An 18,225-nucleotide genomic window follows, 5' to 3' on the forward strand; every position below is an offset into this window, starting at 1 on the left:
CGATTCGGACATCGTCGTCCTTCCCGGCGGCGGGGCGCGGGCCGAGGTCAGAAGAACCAGCCGAGTACCGCGTCCCGCTCGGCGCGAAAGGCGTCCTCGAACGCGTGCAGGTGGGCGGAATCCTTGGCCCGCAACCGGTTCGCCGCGGCGAACAGCCGGGCGGGGTACGCGCCGAAGTACATGCTGCCGAGGACGTCGATGCCGAGTTCGATGTCGGCGGCACGGTCGGTGGGTTCGCAAACCGCCTGTCCGTCCCGCGCCCGCAGCGCGAAGGTGCCACCCGCGTTACGGAAGGGGTCGCTCACCTCCAGCACCACATCCAGGTCGCCCGCGTACGCGCGCGCGGCCAGCGCGGCGGGAATATCCATGAGGCGCAGCCACAGTCCGTCGTAGCGGGCCTTCGTGCGCACGAGTCGCGGGTCGGTGAGCAGGTAGGGCAGCGGGTCGTGGTCGGTGAGAACCGCCTCGACCTGGTCGACCAGATCCAGTCCGAGCAGGGCCCGCCAGAGCGCCGCGTGCGCCTCCGCGGTGACCGCGCGCAATTCGACGACCTCGACCGTTCTCGCCCGGTCGGCGGAGTGGAAGCGATAGAGCGCGTAGCCGTCGGCGTGCAGCAGCGCGAACAGGTCGCTGCCGCCGTCGCGAAAGCGTTGCGGGTCGTCGAACAGGATGTCCCAGCTGGCGGTCGGACGCACCTGCGCGGCAGGCACCAACCTGCGCCAGCGGTCGTAGATCGCCTCCGCCGCCGTGCGCATGTCGCTCGGAGCGCGCAGCGTGACCCCGCCCAGGTCCGGTGCCGACGGCAGGAATTCGGCGAATCGGCGCTCGATGGCCACCGCGTTCTCCCGCGTCGCCGGGCCGTAGCCGAAACGGCCGTAGATGCCGCCCTCGCTGGCGGTGAACATGGTCAGCGGCAGGCCCGCCGCCTCGATGCGCCGGTGCTGTTCGGTGTACATGGCGCGGAGGATGCCGCGCCGCCGATGCGTGGGCGCCACGCCGACACCGGCGATGCCGCATACCTGCACGGTCCGGTCGCCGGGCACGGTCACCGTCAGGGTGGTGGACTGGACGTGCCCGACGAGCTGTCCGTCCGCCACCGCGACGATCGAATTCCGCTGCGGAAACAGCAGCGGTACCCGGTCCAGCTCGGCCGGGTCGTAGCGGGTGCCGAAGGAGGTCTCCACCAACGTCATGATCGCGGGCCCGTCATCCTCGACGGCGGAGCGAATCGTGATTCCCGGAGCGGTCATACCTCGACCATCCCACGTTCCCCCGCGCGACCGCATCGGATTTTCCTCGCGTCGGCGACTGCGGAGCGAACGTCGATTCGGTCCTGGTGGGAGCCGCCCGGCAGGATGGAGCCGTGGCCGAAGTGATCGATATCGATGATCCCGCCGACCCCAGGGTCGATGACTTCCGCGATCTCAAGTCGGCCGACCGTAGACCCGATCTGCCCGGGCGCAAGGGACTGGTGATCGCCGAGGGCGTCGTGGTCGTGCAGCGGATGCTCGATTCACGATTCGCCCCGATCGCGCTGCTCGGTGTGGAGCGCAGGCGCGCCGAACTGGCCGACGACCTCGTGGCGGTCGATGCTCCGTATTACCGCGCCTCGGCCGAGGTGATGGCCGAGGTGGTCGGCTTCCATCTCAATCGCGGCGTGCTCGCCATCGCCCGGCGTCCGGTGGAACTCGATGTGACCGAGGTGATCGAGCAGGCGCGGACCGTCGCGGTGCTCGAAGGCGTCAACGATCACGAGAACCTCGGCGCGATGTTCCGCAACGCGGCCGGACTCGGAGCTGATGCGATCCTGTTCGGTGACCGCTGCGCCGACCCGCTCTACCGCCGCGCCGTGCGGGTGTCGATGGGTCATGTGCTGCGGGTGCCCTTCGCTTCCGTGCCCGATTGGCCGAGTGGACTGGATATACTGCGGCGCAAGGGATTCCAGATCGTCGCGCTCACCCCTGATCCGGTGGCGGTGAATCTGGCGACGGCGATGACGGGGGAGCGAGTGGCTTTGTTGCTCGGGGCCGAGGGCCCGGGACTGACCGAGGAGGCCATGCGGGCCACCGACATCCGGGCGCGCATCCCGATGTCGCCCGGCACCGACTCCCTCAATGTGGCGACCGCGGCGGCCATGGCCTTCTACGAGCGGGTGAGGACCGCGTGACCGGCCCGTATCGTGCGTACCCGTCCTACCAGGACCCGACGCCATGGGGCGCCGGGCTCACCGTGGCGACCATGGTGGCGCTGCTGTCGGCGGTCGCGGTGTACTCCTTCGGCGCCGCGTTGGCCGAGGTGCACCCGGTACTCGCGGTGGCGGTGAATCTGGTCGCGGCGGGCGGCGCCGCGCCTACCGCGTGGCGGTGGCGCTTCGCCCCGGTGACCCGGTGGGTGGTCGGCGGCGTCGCGGCGGGTGTGCTGCTCGGATGGGCGATTCTGCTGATCGGCGCGCTCGCTGCGTGATGGGCGCAGCCGGACGCGGCCGGCCTGCTAGAGGACCCGGTCGTGCCCGCGCAGCCAGCCGAACAGGCCCCGCTTGCGCTGGGCCGCATGCGTTTCCCCGTCGGCCGGGACCCGTCTCGCGGGCTCGGGCGCGTGGCCCTTGGGGTAGAGCGTGAATCCGCAGACGGGGATATCACCCGGCACGAGCGCCCCGGATGCGGCGGGTGCACGGTAGTGGAAGCCGAGCCATTCGTTATTGGCGGTGTCGGCGAAGTCGGGCGGATCGAACGGCAGCGTCTGCGGGTCGGGCAACTCGCCCGCGCGCCACCGGACCGGATGCTCGCCCGCCCAGTACGGCCGCTCCCACACCAGCGGAAGTCCCTCGTCCTCCAGGATGTTCACCCGGGTCGAGCTGAACGACCTGCGGAGTTCCCCGCGCTCCCAGTGCGCGAACGCGCCCCAGCCGTGCTTCGCGTCGAAGGACACCAGGTAGGTGTGTTCGGAGGCCAGCGGGCGCACCAGCAGCTCAGGGAGCTCGGTCGGATGGATGCGCGCGGCCTGCACCGAACACAGCACGGTTACGCCGGGATAGCAACCGATGTACACCTGACCGGCTTCCGGGCCCGCGCAACCGGCGAGCGTACCGACCATGATCGGCCGTACATCGCAGTCGTCGTGCAGTTGCTTCGCCAGTGCCAGTGCGGCTTCCGGGTCCGGGTCGTGGTTCGCGCGCAGGACCGCCAACGGATCGGGTGCGTCGACATACCACAGCGACGAAGCCTTAGAAAGCATGTCCGGCACCTCCCGATAGTTGCACGAAATCAACTCCGCGAACTTCGAGCAACGCACAGTGGTGCCGATCAGCCGCACCACTGCGGTGACCTACTCGGCGCCGACGCACGTCGTCGACCACCCCAAAAACTTACTCGCCTCGGACTAACTACGTTGTGGCTTCGCACCGCGAACACGAAACACGCGACGTGCCCAGCTGCTGTGTGCCGACGCGTTCCCATCCTTACTCCCGCACCGGTGTAGCCAACAGCTCGACATCGAACGGGCGATAAAGCATCGAATCGTCACTACTGATTTCGTGAGCACATGGGTAACTCGTCGGGCACGCCCATAACCTGAGCGGCACCCAACGCAGGACCTGAACGCGAATCCCCCGCCACCCAACTCGTACGGCCTGAAGACCCGGAGAGGCGGGGGAGCCCAACTCAGTGGCCGGAGCTGCGTACTCCGAGCAGGACGTCCTCCCAGGACGGCATCGGAGCCTTGCCGCGCTTGCTGCGGCTTGGCTTCGCAGGAGTCTTGGCCGCGGGCTTCGCGGGCTCCTCGGCGGCGGGTGTCGGCGCGGCGGGTGCGGACGGTGCGGTGTCCGCGGCAGCGTCGGGGGTCGTTGCCGCGCCGGACGTCGTTGCCGCGGCGGCGCCGTTGGCGGGCGCCGTGTTACCGGCGGCGGGAGCCGTGGTGCTCGACGCGGCGGGCGTCGCAGCGGTGCCCGCGGTGATCGCCGCGGAGCTGCCTCCGGCCGCGACGGCGCGCTGTTCGTAGTACTCGTCCAGGGTGGGCTGGGTCTGGCGGCTCGCCGGGCGCGTAGGCGGAGTGGGCGGCGCGGGGCGGGGTTCGGCCACCGGCTCCGGTTGTGCCGCGGCCGGTTCCGGCTCGGCGGGCAGGATCGTCGCCAGCCCGCGCAGCGCGCGGCCGAAGTCCGGGTCGATCAGATCGGAGGCCGGGTCGTCGAGCGGGGACACCGAGCCGCCGTGCGCGTCCGGCTGATAACGCCAGTGCGCGGCGATCTCGGAACGCCCGTTCTGCCACTGTAATTGGGCGACCCAGTACCCCTTCTCGTCTTTCCAGGCGTCCCACTCGGCGCCCTCGATGTTGTGCCCGCGCGCGGTGAAAGCGGCGGTGACCACGTCGATGAGCGTTTCCACGGCGGGGCCGTCGGGACGCACGGGGTGCGCTTTCTGGGCGAGTTCGGCGGCACGGGCCCGCTCGAGCAGAACCGGATAGGCGAACCGCTCCACGCGGCTGGCCGGCATTCCGGATTCTTCGGTGACCTGTTCCACGGAGGCCCCTGCGCGAATACGGGCCTGGATATCGCGGGGACGCATAGTTGCTTCCATTTCGATCTCAATCTGGCCGAATCGGGCAAGGTCTCCGCGCGCGGCGGCTCGCAGTTTGTCGTCGGCGGGAAGCCGGAACTTCTGACCGGACTCGGTGTCGATACACACGATGTGCGTGGAGTCGGGCGTCACCCCGATCACTCGAAGCTCACGCACCGTTACCTCCTTATCGCGTCGACTCGCGACACCGCCCACTTTTCGAAACAGTAGTGCACATCTGAGATTCATGGGGCAGGACACGCGGCACGGAAATCGCCAGCGCGACTCCCGTGCCCCGCTAATCTGCTCTATTCGCCATCCCGCGCCTAATTTTTCGGCGTGTCGATCCCGGGCGTGTTGCGGCCGTTGGGCCGAAATGCGCGGGGGTCAGCCGAGATTCTGCACGACCCAATCGATGGAACGGGTCAGCTGGCTGATGTCGTCCGGATCGATCGCCGGGAACATGCCGATGCGCAGCTGGTTGCGGCCCAGCTTGCGGTAGGGCTCGGTGTCCACGATGCCGTTGGCGCGCAGCACCTTCGCCACCGCGGCCGCGTCGACCGACTCGGCGAAGTCGATGGTGCCGACCACCTGCGAGCGGTGCGCCGGGTCGGTGACGTACGGGGTGGCGTACTCGCTCGACTCGGCCCAGGAGTACAGCCGCGACGAGGAGTCCTGCGTGCGCTTGACCGCCCAATCCAAGCCGCCGTTGGCATTCAGCCACTCGATCTGATCGGCGAACAGCAGCAGGGTGCCAAGGGCCGGGGTGTTGTAGGTCTGGTCCTTGGTGCTGTTGTCGATCGCGATCGGCAGCGACAGGAAATCGGGCGTCCAGCGGCCCGACGCCTTGATCTCCTCGACCCTGGCCAGCGCGGCGGGGCTCATCAGCGCCACCCACAGGCCGCCGTCGGAGGCGAAGCACTTCTGCGGTGCGAAGTAGTAGACGTCGGCGTCGGTGATGGTCACCGGCAGACCGCCGGCGCCGGAGGTGGCGTCGATGGCGATCAACGCGTGCTCCGAACCCGCCGGACGCTGCACCGGGATGGAGACACCGGTGGAGGTCTCGTTGTGCGCCCAGCCGATCAGGTCCACCGACGGGTCCGACACCGGCTCGGGCGCGCTGCCCGGCTCGGCCGAGACCACGATCGGGTCGCCGATGAACGGGTTGCCCTTCGTCACGGCCGCGAACTTGGAGCTGAACTCACCGTTGGTCAGATGCAGCGAGCGCTCCCGGACCAGGCCGAACGCCGCGGCGTCCCAGAACGCGGTGGTGCCGCCGTTGCCGAGCACCACCTCGTAGCCGTCCGGAAGGCCGAACAGGTCGCGCAGACCCGAGCGCACCCGCGCGACCACGTCCTTGACCGGCTTCTGCCGATGCGAGGTTCCGAACACCGAGGCGCCGACGTTCACCAGCGTCTGCAGCTGCTCCGGGCGCACCTTGGAGGGGCCGCAGCCGAACCGTCCGTCGGCGGGCTTGAGATCGTCGGGAATGGTCGGAAACGCAGAGGTCATGGCGAACAGGGTAGTCGGTGGTGTCGCTGTGACGTCGCCCACACTCCGGCTAACGTAGGCGCCCATGGGCATGCCGTCGGCTAACTCGGGGTGGCGACTGCGCGAGCGGATGCGAAATATCCGGCTGCGCGGCGCGACGGTCTCGGATTCCATGCGCCGGGAGTTGCTGATTCGCGGGGACCCCGGGTCGGCGACCGTTCTCGGCGTGCGTCCGCGGCGCACCGAACCCGGTCATGTGTTCTGGGTCCGGGTACAGCTGGACGGGGAGTTCCCCTACGAGACCCGGGTGCGCCAACGGGTTACGGAAGGCGACCTGGAGTGGATGCAGCCCGGCGACGTCGTGTGCTGCCGGGTGGACCCGGGCGACCGCGGCCGCCTGGTGCTGTACGTGCCCGACATCGAGGAGTCGGGACGGGCGAGCATCGCGAAGATTCTCGCCGACGGCCGCCGCGCCGACGCCACCGTGCTCGCCGCCGCACCGGTCGCGGCCGACTACTCCGGCCGCGACGACCCCGTGCTGCGGCTCGACCTCGAACTGCGCGCCTGGGACGAGGCCGAGCCGTGGCGGGTCCGCCTGGTCCAGCCGGTGCCGCTGACCGCCATCGGTCTGGTCGACCTCGGCCAGCACCTGGAAGTCGCCTTCTTCGAGGTCGACCGTGGCGAAACCGTCGCCGTCGACTGGGCCGCCTCGCTCGAGGAGTGAAGCACCATTCGTGCGCTGTCGGCTACGTGTGGGCGACCGACGCCCAGCCCTCGACATCCTCGGGCTTGCGGGGACCGGGCCCGGTGTAGATGGCGGCCGGGCGGACCAGCTTGCCCAACTGCTTCTGCTCCAGGATGTGCGCGCACCAGCCCGCGGTGCGGCCACAGGTGAACATGGCAGGCATCATGTGCGCGGGCACCTCGGCGAAGTCCAGGATCACCGCGGCCCAGAACTCCACGTTGGTCTCGATGGCGCGGTCCGGACGCCGCTCGCGCAGCTCGGCGAGCGCGGCCTGCTCCAGCGCGGCGGCGACCTCGTAGCGCGGGGCGGCCAAGCGCTTCGCGGTGGCGCGCAGCACCCGGGCGCGCGGGTCCTGTGCCCGGTATACCCGGTGGCCGAAGCCCATCAGCTTCTCTTTGCGGTCCAGGATGCCCTTGACCAGCGCACGTGCGTCGCCGGTCCGCTCGACCTCTTCGATCATCGGGAGCACGCGCGCGGGCGCGCCGCCGTGCAGCGGACCGGACATGGCGCCGATCGCGCCGGACAACGAGGCCGCCACGTCGGCGCCGGTCGAGGCGATCACCCGGGCGGTGAAGGTGGAGGCGTTCATGCCGTGCTCGGCGGCGGAGACCCAGTAGGCGTCGATGGCTTCGGTGTGGCGCGGGTCGGGGTCACCCTTCCAGCGGGTCATGAAGCGCGCGGTGACCGTGGTGCACTCGTCGATCTTCTTCTGCGGGACGGCGGGCTGGTAGATGCCGCGCGCGGACTGCGCGACGTAGGACAGCGCCATCACCGAGGCGCGGGCCAGGTTCTCCCGCGCGGTCTCGTCATCGATGTCCAGCAGCGGCTGGTAGCCCCAGATCGGCGCGAGCATGGCCAGGCCCGCCTGCACGTCGACGCGCACGTCACCGGTGTGCACGGGCAGCGGGAATGGTTCGGCCGGCGGCAGGCCCCGGCCGAACGATCCGTCGACCAGCAGGGCCCACACGTCACCGAAGGTCACCTGGCTTTCCACCAGGTCCTCGATGTCGACGCCGCGGTAGCGCAGCGCGCCGCCGTCCTTGTCGGGTTCGGCGATATCGGTGGTGAAAGCAACCACGCCCTCCAGGCCACTGACGAAATCGCTGGGGACGATGGCCTGCCCACCGGAAACCGCGGGGCTGGTAGTCATGTTGCGACTCTCCTTGCACTTGGGTCGCACGTTCTCGCCGATGGGAAGATGTCGGATTTGACGAGCACATGCCGATCACCAAAACCTTAGACCCTCGCTACCCCGGAGTAACGTCTGGCCCATGCGTGACCTGGACAATTCACCTCGCGGACCGGAAGCCGCCGACTTCGCGCCGACCACCGATCTCGCCGCCATGCGGGTGGACTACGGCGGGCTGCCGCACGGCGGCAACGAGGACGTCGACCTGGACGAGACCTGGCTGGCCGGCGGTTGGGAGCCGCTGCTGCGGCACTGGATCGAACAGGCCACCGCGGTCGGCATCGCCGAACCCAACGCCATGGTGCTGGCCACGGTCTCGGTCGTGGACGGCACACCCCGGCCGGTCGCGCGAACCGTGCTGTGCAAAGGGCTCTCACCCGAAGGTGTGATCTTCTACACGAACTACGACTCGGACAAGGGCGCCCAGCTGGCCGCCGTCCCGTACGCCGCGGTCACCTTCGTCTGGCCCGCCCTGGGTAGGCAGGTGCATCTGCGCGGCACGGTGGAGCGGGTGCCCGCCGAGACCACGGCGGCCTACTGGCGATCCCGGCCGCGGGACTCACAGCTGGGCGCCTGGGCGTCACGCCAGTCCAAGCCGATCGGCTCGCGGGCCGAACTGGACCGCACGCTGGCCGAGGCGACCGCGCGATTCGCCGACGTCGACGAGATCCCGGTGCCGCAGCACTGGGGCGGATTCCTGCTCCGCCCCGACGAGGTCGAGTTCTGGCAGGGGCGCCGTGGCCGGCTGCACAACCGGATCCGGGTGCGTATCGCGGACGACACGTCCACGGTGGAACGCTTGCAACCCTGAGGCATTCCCACCCCACGCGTGAGAATTCTCGCGTCGAACCCGGCAAGTGGACTGGATACGCTGCGGCCGGTGAAACTGCTCGCCGACACGACCCCGTTGCGCCATCCGGACTTTCGACGCCTGTGGACCTCGGGCATCGTCACCATGATCGGTGCGCAGCTGTCCATCGTCGCGGTGCCGCAGCAGATCTTCCAGATCACCGGCAGCTCCGGCTATGTCGGCCTGGCCGGGTTGTTCGGCCTGGTGCCGCTGATCGTGTTCGGCCTGTGGGGCGGCGCGCTCGCCGATGTGCTGGACCGGCGCAAACTATTGCTGATCACCAATTCCGGCACCGGGCTCACCGCGCTCGCCTTCTGGCTGCAAGCGGCCGCCGGGGTGGACAACGTGTGGATCGTGCTCGGCCTGCTCGCGGTGCAGCAGGCGTTCTTCGCGGTGAACCAGCCCACCCGCAGCGCGACCATCCCGCGCCTGCTGCCGGAAGGCCAACTGGCCGCGGCGAATTCGCTCAACATGACGGTGATGCAGTTCGGTGCGATCGCCGGGCCGGTGCTGGCGGGCGCGCTCATCCCGATCGTCGGCCTCGCCACGCTCTACCTGGTCGACGCCATCGCACTGCTGGCCACGCTCTGGGCGGTCTGGCGGCTGCCCGCCCTGCCGCCGACCGGAACGGTACGGCGCGCCGGGTTCCGCACGGTGCTGGAGGGTTTCGGGTACCTCGCGACCCAGCGGGTGCTGCTCGCGTCGTTCGCGGTGGACGTGATCGCCATGGTGTTCGGCATGCCGCGGGCGCTCTTCCCGCAGATCGCGCACGAGACCTTCGGCGACCCGGTCACCGGCGGCGTCGCTCTCGGTTTGCTGTTCGCCTCGATGTCGGCGGGCGCTGTGCTCGGCGGCGTGTTCTCCGGCTGGATTCCGCGCATCCGCCGCCAGGGCCTCGCCGTGCTGGTCTGCATCGCGCTGTGGGGCCTGGCCATGGTCGGATTCGGTGTCGCCGTCGGGTTCACCGGGCACGGGCTCGGCCTCGGCGCGGGGCTGTGGATCGCGCTGGCCTGCGCGGCCTTCGGTGGTGCGGTAGACATGGTCTCGGCCGCGTTGCGCGTCACCATGCTGCAGACCGTCGCCACCGACGACCTGCGCGGGCGGCTGCAAGGCGTGTTCACCGTGGTTGTCGCGGGTGGCCCGCGCGTCGGTGATGTTGCCCACGGTTTCGCGGCGGCGAGCCTGGGTACTGCCGTGGCTGCCGCGGGTGGAGGTGTGTTCGTGGTGGTGGGCGTAGTGATCGCGGCGATCGCCTTTCCGGCGTTCACGCGTTACCGTGTCCGTCGCGCTCCTGCTGAAATAGCCGTCTGAAGTGCACCGCTAACGCCGGGCGACCGGGCGCCGACGTGGCCGCGAAACCTCACCGCGCCAGGATGTGTCTGTGAGCCGCGGCAGGACTACCCTCCGGTATTGTCCGCGTCGGTGGACGGCTAGCGTTGAGGCAAGCGCATCGCGCGCCGACCCGCGCCGGTGCCTGTGGTTCTAGCCTGAGAGGGATCCTTCCGTGCCCGCTGAGAACATGATCAACGTCGACGACGACGCCAAGCCGGTCCTTTCCTATCCCGGCGGGGAGTTCCCGATGACGGTCGCCAAGGCCGCCGAGGGCAACGACGGGATCGAGCTGGGAAAGCTGCTGGCCAGCACCGGGTACGTGACGTACGACCCGGGCTTCATGAACACCGCACCGACCAAGTCGGCCATCACCTACATCGACGGTGAGGCGGGCATCCTGCGCTACCGCGGTTACCCGATCGACCAGCTCGCGTCGGCGTCCACCTTCATCGAGGTCAGCTACCTGCTCATCTACGGCGAGCTGCCCACCCATGCCCAGCTCGACGACTTCACCAACCGCATCCGCCGCCACACCCTGTTGCACGAGGACCTGAAGCGGTTCTTCGACGGCTTCCCGCGCAACGCGCACCCGATGCCGGTGCTGTCCTCGGCGGTGAACGCGCTGTCGGCCTACTACCAGGACTCGCTCGACCCGCGCGACCCCGAACAGGTCGAGCTATCCACCATCCGATTACTGGCCAAGCTGCCCACCATCGCGGCCTACTCGTACAAGAAGTCGGTCGGCCAGCCCTTCCTCTACCCGGACAACTCGCTGAGCCTGGTGGAGAACTTCCTGCGGATGACCTTCGGCTTCCCTGCCGAGCCCTACGAGGTCGACCCCGAGGTCGCCGCCGCCCTCGACATGCTGCTCATCCTGCACGCCGACCATGAGCAGAACTGCTCCACCTCGACCGTGCGCCTGGTCGGCTCGTCCGACGCCAACCTGTTCACCTCGGTGTCCGGCGGCATCAACGCGCTGTGGGGCCCGCTGCACGGCGGCGCCAACCAGGCCGTGCTGGAGATGCTCGACGGCATCAAGGCCAGCGGCGGCAACGTCAAGGAGTTCATCCGCAAGGTCAAGAACAAGGAAGACGGGGTGAAGCTCATGGGCTTCGGACACCGCGTCTACCGCAACTACGACCCGCGCGCCTCGATCGCCAAGAAGCACGCCGACGCCATCCTCAGCAAGCTGGGCGGCGCCGACGAACTGTTCGAGATCGCCCAGGCCCTGGAAGAGGCCGCGCTCACCGACGACTACTTCATCCAGCGGCGCCTGTACCCGAACGTCGACTTCTACACCGGCGTCATCTACAAGGCGATGGGCTTCCCGACCCGCATGTTCACCGTGCTGTTCGCGATGGGCCGGCTCCCCGGCTGGATCGCGCACTGGCGCGAAATGCACAGCGAGCCTTTGAAGATCGGCCGTCCCCGGCAGATCTACACCGGCTACGGCGCCCGCGATTACCGCGAAATCACCAACCGCTGACCGAATTCCCACACCATCTATCGAAGGGGATAGCCGAATGACCAAACCGGAGATCGAGTTCCAAGCAGGGCCCGCGCCCACCGAGCTGGTGATCAAGGACATCATCGAAGGCGACGGCAAGGAAGCCGTGCCCGGTGGCACCGTCGAAGTGCATTACGTGGGTGTCGAATTCGAATCCGGTGAGGAGTTCGACTCGTCCTGGAGCCGGGGCGAGTCCATCACCTTCCCGCTGCGCGGCCTGATCCAGGGCTGGCAGGACGGTATCCCTGGTATGAAGGTCGGCGGCCGCCGTCAGCTGACCATCCCGCCGGAACTGGCCTACGGCCCGGCCGGTGCGGGTCACAAGCTCTCGGGCAAGACGCTGGTCTTCGTGATCGACCTGCTCAGCGCTAATTGATTTCGGCGGCGCCGGTGGCGCCGCGTGAGTGGCCCCGTGATCCGGTTCTGGAGCACGGGGCCATCGTCTTACTTCCGCAAGATTTCCACCGGGTCGGTGAGGGCCAGCGCCAGGGCGGATTGCTGGGTGCCGGTGCGTTGCGGGAGGGCGGCGACGGCCTTGTCGGTCTGGGTGCTCAGGTTGTCGACGATGTTCTGCAACTGGGTGACGCCGCCGGTGAGCTGGCCGATGGCGCCGACCAGTTGAGCGCCGCCCTGCTCGGCGAGTTGCGGCAGGCCCTCGGCCAGCTTCGCGCCTTCGGACAGTTGGGCGCTCGCGCTGGTCAGGCGGTCGACGACAGTGCGGAGCAGGGTGCCGAGATCGGTGTCCGGGTCGACCGCGTCGCCGACGAGCGAGCCGAGGCCGGTGAGCTGGGCGCCCGCCTGGCTGGACACGCCGCGCAGCGCTTCGAGTTTCCCGATGATGTCGGCCAGCGCCGGATCGTTCGCGAAGGGCAACGCGCGCAGCAGCGGCAGAATCTGGTCGAGTCCGCCGCTCACCGTATTCGCCGTCCGTTCCACCTGCGCGATCGTGATGCCGGTGGAATCCAGCGCCGCGGCAAGTTGATTCGCCTGCGCGGCGGCGCCGTCCACGGTCGAGTTCAGCAGCGCGATCGCCGAAGTGAGTTGTACTGAGCCTTGGCGGGCGAAGTCGAGGAAGCCGAGCAGCTGATCGGCGCCGGAACTGAACTGGCCGGCGCCGGCTGCGGCCGCGTCGACGCCCGCGCCCAGCAGTTGGGCGGTGAACTGCACCTGCGACATCTGTGACCGAGCCTGCGCGACAGCGGTGAGCGCGGCGTCCACCCCGACTGCGCCGATCCGGCGCGTCACCTCGGTCACAGCGCCGTTCACCAGGTCGGCGTCGGCGTCCTGGTGCGTGTCCACGGTGACCTGGGCGCGCTTGGGCTGCGCTCCGGCAAGGCTGCCGATGGACTCGGTGAGGTCGGCGGGCAGGGTGATGACCGCGGCGTAGTCGTCGACGCTCGCCTCGCCCGGCGTGGTGGCGGACCACTCGTAGCCACCGGCCTCCTGCAACGCCTTGACGACGCGCGCACCGGTCGGCCCGGTATCGGCATTGACCAGGGCGATTGCCCTCGGGGCCCGATCGGACCCGGTATACGCGGCGATTCCGGCGCCGAGCCCTCCTGCGGCGAGGAGAGCAACGGCGAGAAGGGCCCAGCGGGCTCGTTTTCCGATCACGTCCGCAGACCCTAACCACGAGTTATGGCCGGGCCCTTGGCGTTTCTTTGAGAGTTGGCTAAGGGGACGTGCAGCGCCGCGGGCGCTGCACATCAAACACGATCCGGAAGGTCGAGGACGAGGCGGATGCCGCCGAGGGTGCCCTCGTCGAAATAGGCTCGGCCGCCATGTAACAGGGCCTGCTGGGCGACCAACGCGAGGCCGAGGCCGGAGCCGCCTTTGCTGGCCTCGCTGCCGCGGAAGAAGCGGTCGAAGACGGCTTGGCGCTCGTCCGGCGGGATGCCGCGGCCGTTGTCGTCGATGCTGATGACGATGTGGCCGTCCGGCCTCCGGTGCGCGGACACCAATGCCTCGGTGGCTCCACCGTGCTTGACCGAGTTGGCCAGCGCGTTGTCCACCGCCAAGCGCAGCCCGGCGGGCAGACCGCGGGTCACCAGCTCGGCGTCGGAGTCGATGCGCACGGTGAGGCCGGGGAAATGCCGCATGGCGTCGTGCGCGGCCTGGTCGCACAGATCACCGACATCGGTGGCGACGTGGTCGCGCTCGTTGGTCAGGTCGCCGGTGGCCAGCCGCTCCAGCGCCGCGAGTGTCGTCTCCACCCGGCCCTGGCTGCGTTGCAGGTCGTCGAGGATCTCCGAGCGCTGCCCCTCGTCGAGATCGAGGGTGCGCAGCACTTCCAGGTCGGTGCGCATCGCGGTGAGCGGGGTGCGCAGCTCATGGGCGGACACGGCGGCGAAGTCGCGCGCGGTCTCCAGCGCGGCGGCGGTCTCGGCCTGCGCCTGATCCACCCGGCGCAGCATGGTGTTGACCGCGTCGGCCAGTTTCTCCGCCTCGTGCACGCCCGCACCCTCCACCGGCGGCTGTGCATCCCGCGGATCGGGGAACGCGCTGCGCGCGCCGACCTGTCGGGTGAGCCGGACGATCGGGCGCACCGCGGCACCCGCGAGCAGCCAGCCGAGCCCCGCGGCGGCCGCGATGGACAGCAGGGCGCCGCCGAGCACCCATCGCTGCTGCTCCGCGGTAGCTTCCGCCGCACCCGCGGCGGGGATACCGAGCGACACCACCCGTCCCGCGGGCTGATTCTCCGTCGTGGTGAGAATCCGGTACGGGGTCCCGCCCACCGTGACGGTGCGGGAACCGGTCGGCAGCGCGGGCAGCTCGGTGGTCGTACTGGCGACGACGGCGCCGTTGTCTCGGACGGTCACCGCCATGTCGTTGTTCAATCCGGTCAGGCTGATGAACCGGACCGCGATCTGCGGCTCGATCAGCACGATGCGCGCCGCGATGGCGAGTTGCTGGTCGGACTGCTGCACGTTGTTGCGCTCGATGGCGCGGATGCTGATCAAGCTGATCAGCGTCACGATGACGATCGCGCCGGCGGCCGCGGCGCCCGCCACCCGGGTACGCAGCGAAAACGACCGTCGCCGCCGGGTTTTCGGCGATGCGGTGGAAGCTGGGGCCGCGCTCATTTCGGTGCTCGCAGCACGAATCCGACGCCGCGGATCGTGTGCAGCAGCCTGGGTGTGTCGCCCACCTCGAGCTTGCGGCGCAGGTAGCCGACGAAGACGTCCACCACGTTGGTATCGGCGGCGAAGTCGTAGCCCCACACCAGTTCCAGCAGGCGTTCCCGGCTCAGCACCACGCCGACGTTCCTGGCCAGGGTGGACAGCAGCTCGAATTCCCGCTTGGTGAGCTCGATCTCGCGGCCGTGCAGCAACGCGCGGTAGCCGGCGACGTCCACCTCCAGCGGGCCGACGGTGATCGCGCCCGGGGTGGCCGGGGCAGGTGTGTCGGACCGTCGCCGCAGCAGCGCCCTGATCCGAGCCACCAGCTCCTTGAGCACGAACGGCTTGATCAGGTAATCGTCCGCGCCGGACTCCAAGCCGGAGATGCGATCGTCCACCGACGCGCGAGCGCTGAGCACGCAGATCGGCACCTCGTTGCCCATCGCGCGCAATGCGGTGACCACGCCCGCGCCGTCGAGCACCGGCATGTTCATGTCCAGCACGACGGCGTCGGGCGCGTGTTCGCTCACGGTGCGCAGGGCCTGCGCCCCGTCCCTGGCGACCAGCACCTGGAAACCGGACAGCCGCAGCCCGCGCTCGACCGACGCGAGCACGTCCTCGTCGTCGTCGACGACCAGAACGGTCGGGCTGGATGTCGCCACGACTCCCCCGCCTCTCCGGGTCTTCAGGCCGTACAGATCAGTCGGCCGGTGGGCCGGTTAGTACGTTAGTAGTTGTGGCAGGACTCGGCCACGGTGCGGATGGTGTCGCGCAGCTGTGCGGTTCGCGGGTCGGTCTCCGCCTCGCGCACCGCGTCGGGGTTCTCGTCGATCGCACGCTGCAATTCGGCGCGCCGCTGCTGCACCGGCTGATCGAATTTGCGCTGCAGTTCGGCCTTCTGGGCCGGGTTGGCGTCGAGCATCGCGGCCAGTTGCGGCGCCTTGGCGTGCAGTGCGGCGTCGACCTGGGCGAAGGAGCAATCCGAGGTCAGCAGCGGCTCGGCGAGTTCCATCGGGCCCGCGCTCGCGATCGCGGGACTCAGGAACACGGCGATCGTCGCGAACCCGCCCGCGGCGAGCGCGGCGACGGCGGGACGGCCTACGGAACGCTTCATATGTGTTGCCTCCAGATCATCGAGTGGTTGCGGTGCGGTCTCGAGGCTATTTCGAACGGCTGGCACCGAGATGAACGTCCTCTGTGGAAACTCTGAGGACGCGCGCGCCAGGCGGTGCAATCACGATGGCGCAACGGGATCCACGTCAGGGGGCCACCACATTGTCGGGATTATCGGTGCTGTCCCGCGCCGGTCCCGGCCACTCCGGACGCGCCGCGCGGATCTGCTCCTCCAGCGCCTCGAGCACTCCGGGATCCTCGATGGTGGATGGCACCTCGAACGTCTCGCCGGAGGTGATCTGCCGGATGGTTTTGCGCAGGATCTTGCCGGACCTGGTTTTCGGTAGCGCCGACACGATGATGACGTCGTGCAGGGTGGCGATCGGGCCGACCTGGGTGCGCACCCGCTCGATCAGTTCGTCGCGCAGCTGCCGCGGATCGATCTCGACACCGGACTTGAGCACCACGTATGCCACCGGCCGATGGCCCTTGAGTTCGTCGGGCAGGCCGATGACGGCGCATTCGGCGACCGTGTCGTGACCGGCGATGGCGGCCTCAATGCTGCCCGCGGAGAGCCGATGTCCGGCCATGTTGATCACGTCGTCGCTGCGGCCGAGGACATACAGGTAGCCGTCCTCGTCGAAGTAGCCGGAGTCACCGGTGAGGTAGTGGCCGGGATAGGCGGACAGATAGGAGCGCTCGTAGCGGGCGACGTCGCGCCATAGTCCGGTCAGCGTCCCGGGCGGCAGCGGTAACCCGATGACGATATTGCCCTCGGTGTTGGCCGCCACCGGGTTACCGGAGGAATCCAGCACGCGCAGCCGATAGCCCGGCACGGGCACCGAGGCCGAGCCCGGCTTGATCGGCAGCTGCTGCAGGCCCAGCGGGTTCGCGCAGATCGGCCAGCCGGTCTCGGTCTGCCACCAGTGATCGACGACGGGACAGTCGGAGCGGCCGGCGAGCAGGGTCTCGTGCGCCCAGGTGTAGGTGGCCGGGTCGAGACGTTCGCCCGCGCAGAACAGCGCGCGCAGCGAGGACAGGTCCCGGGCGCGGGCCAGCTCCGCGCCGGGGTCGGCCTTGCGGATGGCGCGCAACGCGGTCGGGGCGGTGAACAGCACGTCGACCTTGTATCGGTCGACCACTCGCCAGTACGCGCCCGCGTCCGGCGTGCCGACCGGCTTGCCTTCGTACAGCAGCGTGGTCGCCCCGACCAGCAGCGGCGCGTAGACGATGTAGGAGTGGCCGACCACCCAGCCGACATCGGATGCGGCCCACATCACCTGGCCCGCGTCGACGTTGTAGATGTTGCGCATGGACCAGGCCAGCGCCACCGCGTGGCCGCCGTTGTCCCGGACCACGCCTTTGGGCTTCCCGGTGGTGCCGGAGGTGTAGAGGATGTACAGCGGATCGGTCGCCGCGACCGGTACCGGGTCGGCCGGTGGTGCGTCGCGTACGGCGTCGTCCCAGTCGAGCCACTGCGCGGCCACGGTTTCCGTCGAGCTCGGTAAGTATTCGGTAGCGGGCTGCGGTGGCGCGAAATGGATGGTCTCGAACTGCGACCGCTGCTTGACGATCACGGTGCGCGGCGCGGTGGTGGTGGCGATATCCAGAGCCTGCAACACGATCGGCGGATACTCGATCTTCCGGCCCGGCTCCAGTCCGCCGGACGCTGTGATGATCAACACCGGCTCCGCGTCATCGATGCGGGCGGCCAGCTCCGGCGCGGCGAAGCCGCCGAACACCACCGAGTGCACCGCGCCGATGCGCGCGCAGGCCAGCATCGCGATCACCGCCTCGGGGATCATCGGCAGGTAGATCACCACGCGGTCGCCCGCCGCGACACCGAGCCGCAGCATCGCTCCCGCGAACCGGGACACCTCCGCGAGCAGCTCCGCGTAGGTGTAAACGGCGCTGGCGCCGGTCATAGCGGAGTCGTATATTAGTGCGGGCTGATCGGCCCGACCGGCATCCCCGGGGGTGGTCGGATGCACGTGCCGGTCGAGCGCGTTGAAGGAGGTGTTGAGTCGGGCGTCGGGAAACCATCTGGCCACCGGGCGAGCGCTGGTGTCGACGATCTGGGTCGGTGGCACCTCCCAGTCGATCGCTTCGGCCGCGCCGGCCCAGAACTCGGCGGGATCCACCAAGCTGGTCTGATAGGCCGGTCGATACTCCTGCCGCACGTTCAAACCCGTGACTCCCTAGCCTCGCCTCGATGCCCGCCTCGATAGATCTGGTTGATTGTGGCAGACTTCACGCGACGCCCGGGTGGGTGCCGCGACCTTTGGTTTTGCCTGGAACTGGCAGGTCAATGATCGCGACATCACGCCGG

At 69.2% G+C, this 18,225-nt stretch carries 17 protein-coding genes; 7 read left to right on the forward strand and 10 right to left on the reverse strand.

Annotation, left to right across the window (positions count from 1 at the left end; all coding sequences use genetic code 11):
- Positions 1 to 47 precede the first annotated feature (47 nt).
- Positions 48 to 1,250, reverse strand: coding sequence for a GNAT family N-acetyltransferase (locus ACWPXK_RS06105; RefSeq protein WP_454194988.1), 1,203 nt, complete (start codon positions 1,248 to 1,250; stop codon positions 48 to 50).
- 113 nt (positions 1,251 to 1,363) lie between these two features.
- Between ACWPXK_RS06105 and ACWPXK_RS06110 the strand changes: the two genes are divergently transcribed.
- Positions 1,364 to 2,167, forward strand: coding sequence for a TrmH family RNA methyltransferase (locus ACWPXK_RS06110; protein ID WP_454194989.1), 804 nt, complete (start codon positions 1,364 to 1,366; stop codon positions 2,165 to 2,167).
- Positions 2,164 to 2,463 carry a DUF2537 domain-containing protein gene (locus ACWPXK_RS06115; RefSeq protein WP_454194990.1) on the forward strand — a complete coding sequence of 100 codons (300 nt, stop codon included), beginning with the start codon at positions 2,164 to 2,166 and terminating at the stop codon, positions 2,461 to 2,463. The genes ACWPXK_RS06110 and ACWPXK_RS06115 overlap by 4 nt, the downstream gene beginning before the upstream one ends.
- 27 nt (positions 2,464 to 2,490) lie before the next feature.
- Here ACWPXK_RS06115 and ACWPXK_RS06120 read toward each other — a convergent pair whose 3' ends face one another.
- From ACWPXK_RS06120 to serC, 3 genes are all read right to left on the reverse strand, one after another.
- Positions 2,491 to 3,234 (reverse strand): DUF6928 family protein, encoded by a 744-nt coding sequence (locus ACWPXK_RS06120; protein ID WP_454194991.1) that lies wholly within the window; start codon positions 3,232 to 3,234, stop codon positions 2,491 to 2,493.
- Between the two features lie 425 nt (positions 3,235 to 3,659).
- Positions 3,660 to 4,727, reverse strand: a complete 1,068-nt coding sequence (gene sepH / locus ACWPXK_RS06125; protein WP_454194992.1) for a septation protein SepH — start codon at positions 4,725 to 4,727, stop codon at positions 3,660 to 3,662.
- 210 nt (positions 4,728 to 4,937) lie between these two features.
- Positions 4,938 to 6,062 carry a phosphoserine transaminase gene (gene serC, locus ACWPXK_RS06130; protein WP_454194993.1) on the reverse strand — a complete coding sequence of 375 codons (1,125 nt, stop codon included), beginning with the start codon at positions 6,060 to 6,062 and terminating at the stop codon, positions 4,938 to 4,940.
- Between the two features lie 64 nt (positions 6,063 to 6,126).
- Between serC and ACWPXK_RS06135 the strand changes: the two genes are divergently transcribed.
- Entirely contained in the window at positions 6,127 to 6,765 is a 639-nt protein-coding gene (locus ACWPXK_RS06135) for a hypothetical protein (RefSeq protein ID WP_454194994.1), read from the forward strand.
- Positions 6,766 to 6,787: 22 nt separating this feature from the next.
- Here ACWPXK_RS06135 and ACWPXK_RS06140 read toward each other — a convergent pair whose 3' ends face one another.
- Positions 6,788 to 7,936, reverse strand: a complete 1,149-nt coding sequence (locus ACWPXK_RS06140; RefSeq protein ID WP_454194995.1) for a citrate synthase 2 — start codon at positions 7,934 to 7,936, stop codon at positions 6,788 to 6,790.
- A 121-nt stretch (positions 7,937 to 8,057) separates the two neighbouring features.
- On the opposite strand from ACWPXK_RS06140, the gene pdxH reads away from it, so the two are divergent.
- The 4 genes from pdxH to ACWPXK_RS06160 all read left to right on the forward strand — a co-directional run bounded on the left by pdxH (position 8,058) and on the right by ACWPXK_RS06160 (position 12,040).
- Positions 8,058 to 8,786, forward strand: a complete 729-nt coding sequence (gene pdxH, locus ACWPXK_RS06145; protein ID WP_454194996.1) for a pyridoxamine 5'-phosphate oxidase — start codon at positions 8,058 to 8,060, stop codon at positions 8,784 to 8,786.
- Between the two features lie 69 nt (positions 8,787 to 8,855).
- Positions 8,856 to 10,136, forward strand: coding sequence for an MFS transporter (locus tag ACWPXK_RS06150; protein WP_454194997.1), 1,281 nt, complete (start codon positions 8,856 to 8,858; stop codon positions 10,134 to 10,136).
- Between the two features lie 208 nt (positions 10,137 to 10,344).
- The gene (locus ACWPXK_RS06155) at positions 10,345 to 11,643 is read left to right on the forward strand and encodes a citrate synthase (protein WP_454195468.1); all 1,299 of its coding nucleotides are present in this window, start codon (positions 10,345 to 10,347) and stop codon (positions 11,641 to 11,643) included.
- Positions 11,644 to 11,680: 37 nt separating this feature from the next.
- The gene (locus ACWPXK_RS06160) at positions 11,681 to 12,040 is read left to right on the forward strand and encodes an FKBP-type peptidyl-prolyl cis-trans isomerase (RefSeq protein ID WP_454194998.1); all 360 of its coding nucleotides are present in this window, start codon (positions 11,681 to 11,683) and stop codon (positions 12,038 to 12,040) included.
- Positions 12,041 to 12,108: 68 nt separating this feature from the next.
- Here the strand turns inward: ACWPXK_RS06160 and ACWPXK_RS06165 are convergent, their stop codons facing one another.
- The 5 genes from ACWPXK_RS06165 to ACWPXK_RS06185 all read right to left on the reverse strand — a co-directional run bounded on the left by ACWPXK_RS06165 (position 12,109) and on the right by ACWPXK_RS06185 (position 18,082).
- The gene (locus tag ACWPXK_RS06165; protein ID WP_454194999.1) at positions 12,109 to 13,278 is read right to left on the reverse strand and encodes a hypothetical protein; all 1,170 of its coding nucleotides are present in this window, start codon (positions 13,276 to 13,278) and stop codon (positions 12,109 to 12,111) included.
- Positions 13,279 to 13,370: 92 nt separating this feature from the next.
- Positions 13,371 to 14,747 carry a sensor histidine kinase gene (locus ACWPXK_RS06170; RefSeq protein WP_454195000.1) on the reverse strand — a complete coding sequence of 459 codons (1,377 nt, stop codon included), beginning with the start codon at positions 14,745 to 14,747 and terminating at the stop codon, positions 13,371 to 13,373.
- On the reverse strand, positions 14,744 to 15,445 hold the full coding sequence (locus ACWPXK_RS06175) for a response regulator transcription factor (RefSeq protein WP_454195001.1): 702 nt from the start codon (positions 15,443 to 15,445) through the stop codon (positions 14,744 to 14,746). Before ACWPXK_RS06175 ends, ACWPXK_RS06170 begins: the two co-directional genes overlap by 4 nt.
- A 65-nt stretch (positions 15,446 to 15,510) precedes the next feature.
- Positions 15,511 to 15,897 (reverse strand): hemophore-related protein, encoded by a 387-nt coding sequence (locus ACWPXK_RS06180; protein WP_454195002.1) that lies wholly within the window; start codon positions 15,895 to 15,897, stop codon positions 15,511 to 15,513.
- Positions 15,898 to 16,042: 145 nt separating this feature from the next.
- Positions 16,043 to 18,082, reverse strand: coding sequence for an AMP-binding protein (locus tag ACWPXK_RS06185; protein ID WP_454195003.1), 2,040 nt, complete (start codon positions 18,080 to 18,082; stop codon positions 16,043 to 16,045).
- Between the last annotated feature and the right edge of the window lie 143 nt (positions 18,083 to 18,225).

Source organism: Nocardia sp. Marseille-Q1738, assembly GCF_965283145.1.

What these genes read in the sequence shown, in the direction of transcription:
- ACWPXK_RS06105 (WP_454194988.1), bottom strand. Translation starts at nt 1,250, where the DNA reads ATGACCGCTCCGGGAATCACGATTCGCTCCGCCGTCGAGGATGACGGG.
- serC (WP_454194993.1), bottom strand. Translation starts at nt 6,062, where the DNA reads ATGACCTCTGCGTTTCCGACCATTCCCGACGATCTCAAGCCCGCCGAC.
- ACWPXK_RS06140 (WP_454194995.1), bottom strand. Translation starts at nt 7,936, where the DNA reads ATGACTACCAGCCCCGCGGTTTCCGGTGGGCAGGCCATCGTCCCCAGC.
- ACWPXK_RS06180 (WP_454195002.1), bottom strand. Translation starts at nt 15,897, where the DNA reads ATGAAGCGTTCCGTAGGCCGTCCCGCCGTCGCCGCGCTCGCCGCGGGC.
- ACWPXK_RS06135 (WP_454194994.1), top strand. Translation starts at nt 6,127, where the DNA reads ATGGGCATGCCGTCGGCTAACTCGGGGTGGCGACTGCGCGAGCGGATG.
- ACWPXK_RS06155 (WP_454195468.1), top strand. Translation starts at nt 10,345, where the DNA reads ATGATCAACGTCGACGACGACGCCAAGCCGGTCCTTTCCTATCCCGGC.
- pdxH (WP_454194996.1), top strand. Translation starts at nt 8,058, where the DNA reads ATGCGTGACCTGGACAATTCACCTCGCGGACCGGAAGCCGCCGACTTC.
- ACWPXK_RS06170 (WP_454195000.1), bottom strand. Translation starts at nt 14,747, where the DNA reads ATGAGCGCGGCCCCAGCTTCCACCGCATCGCCGAAAACCCGGCGGCGA.
- ACWPXK_RS06160 (WP_454194998.1), top strand. Translation starts at nt 11,681, where the DNA reads ATGACCAAACCGGAGATCGAGTTCCAAGCAGGGCCCGCGCCCACCGAG.
- ACWPXK_RS06120 (WP_454194991.1), bottom strand. Translation starts at nt 3,234, where the DNA reads ATGCTTTCTAAGGCTTCGTCGCTGTGGTATGTCGACGCACCCGATCCG.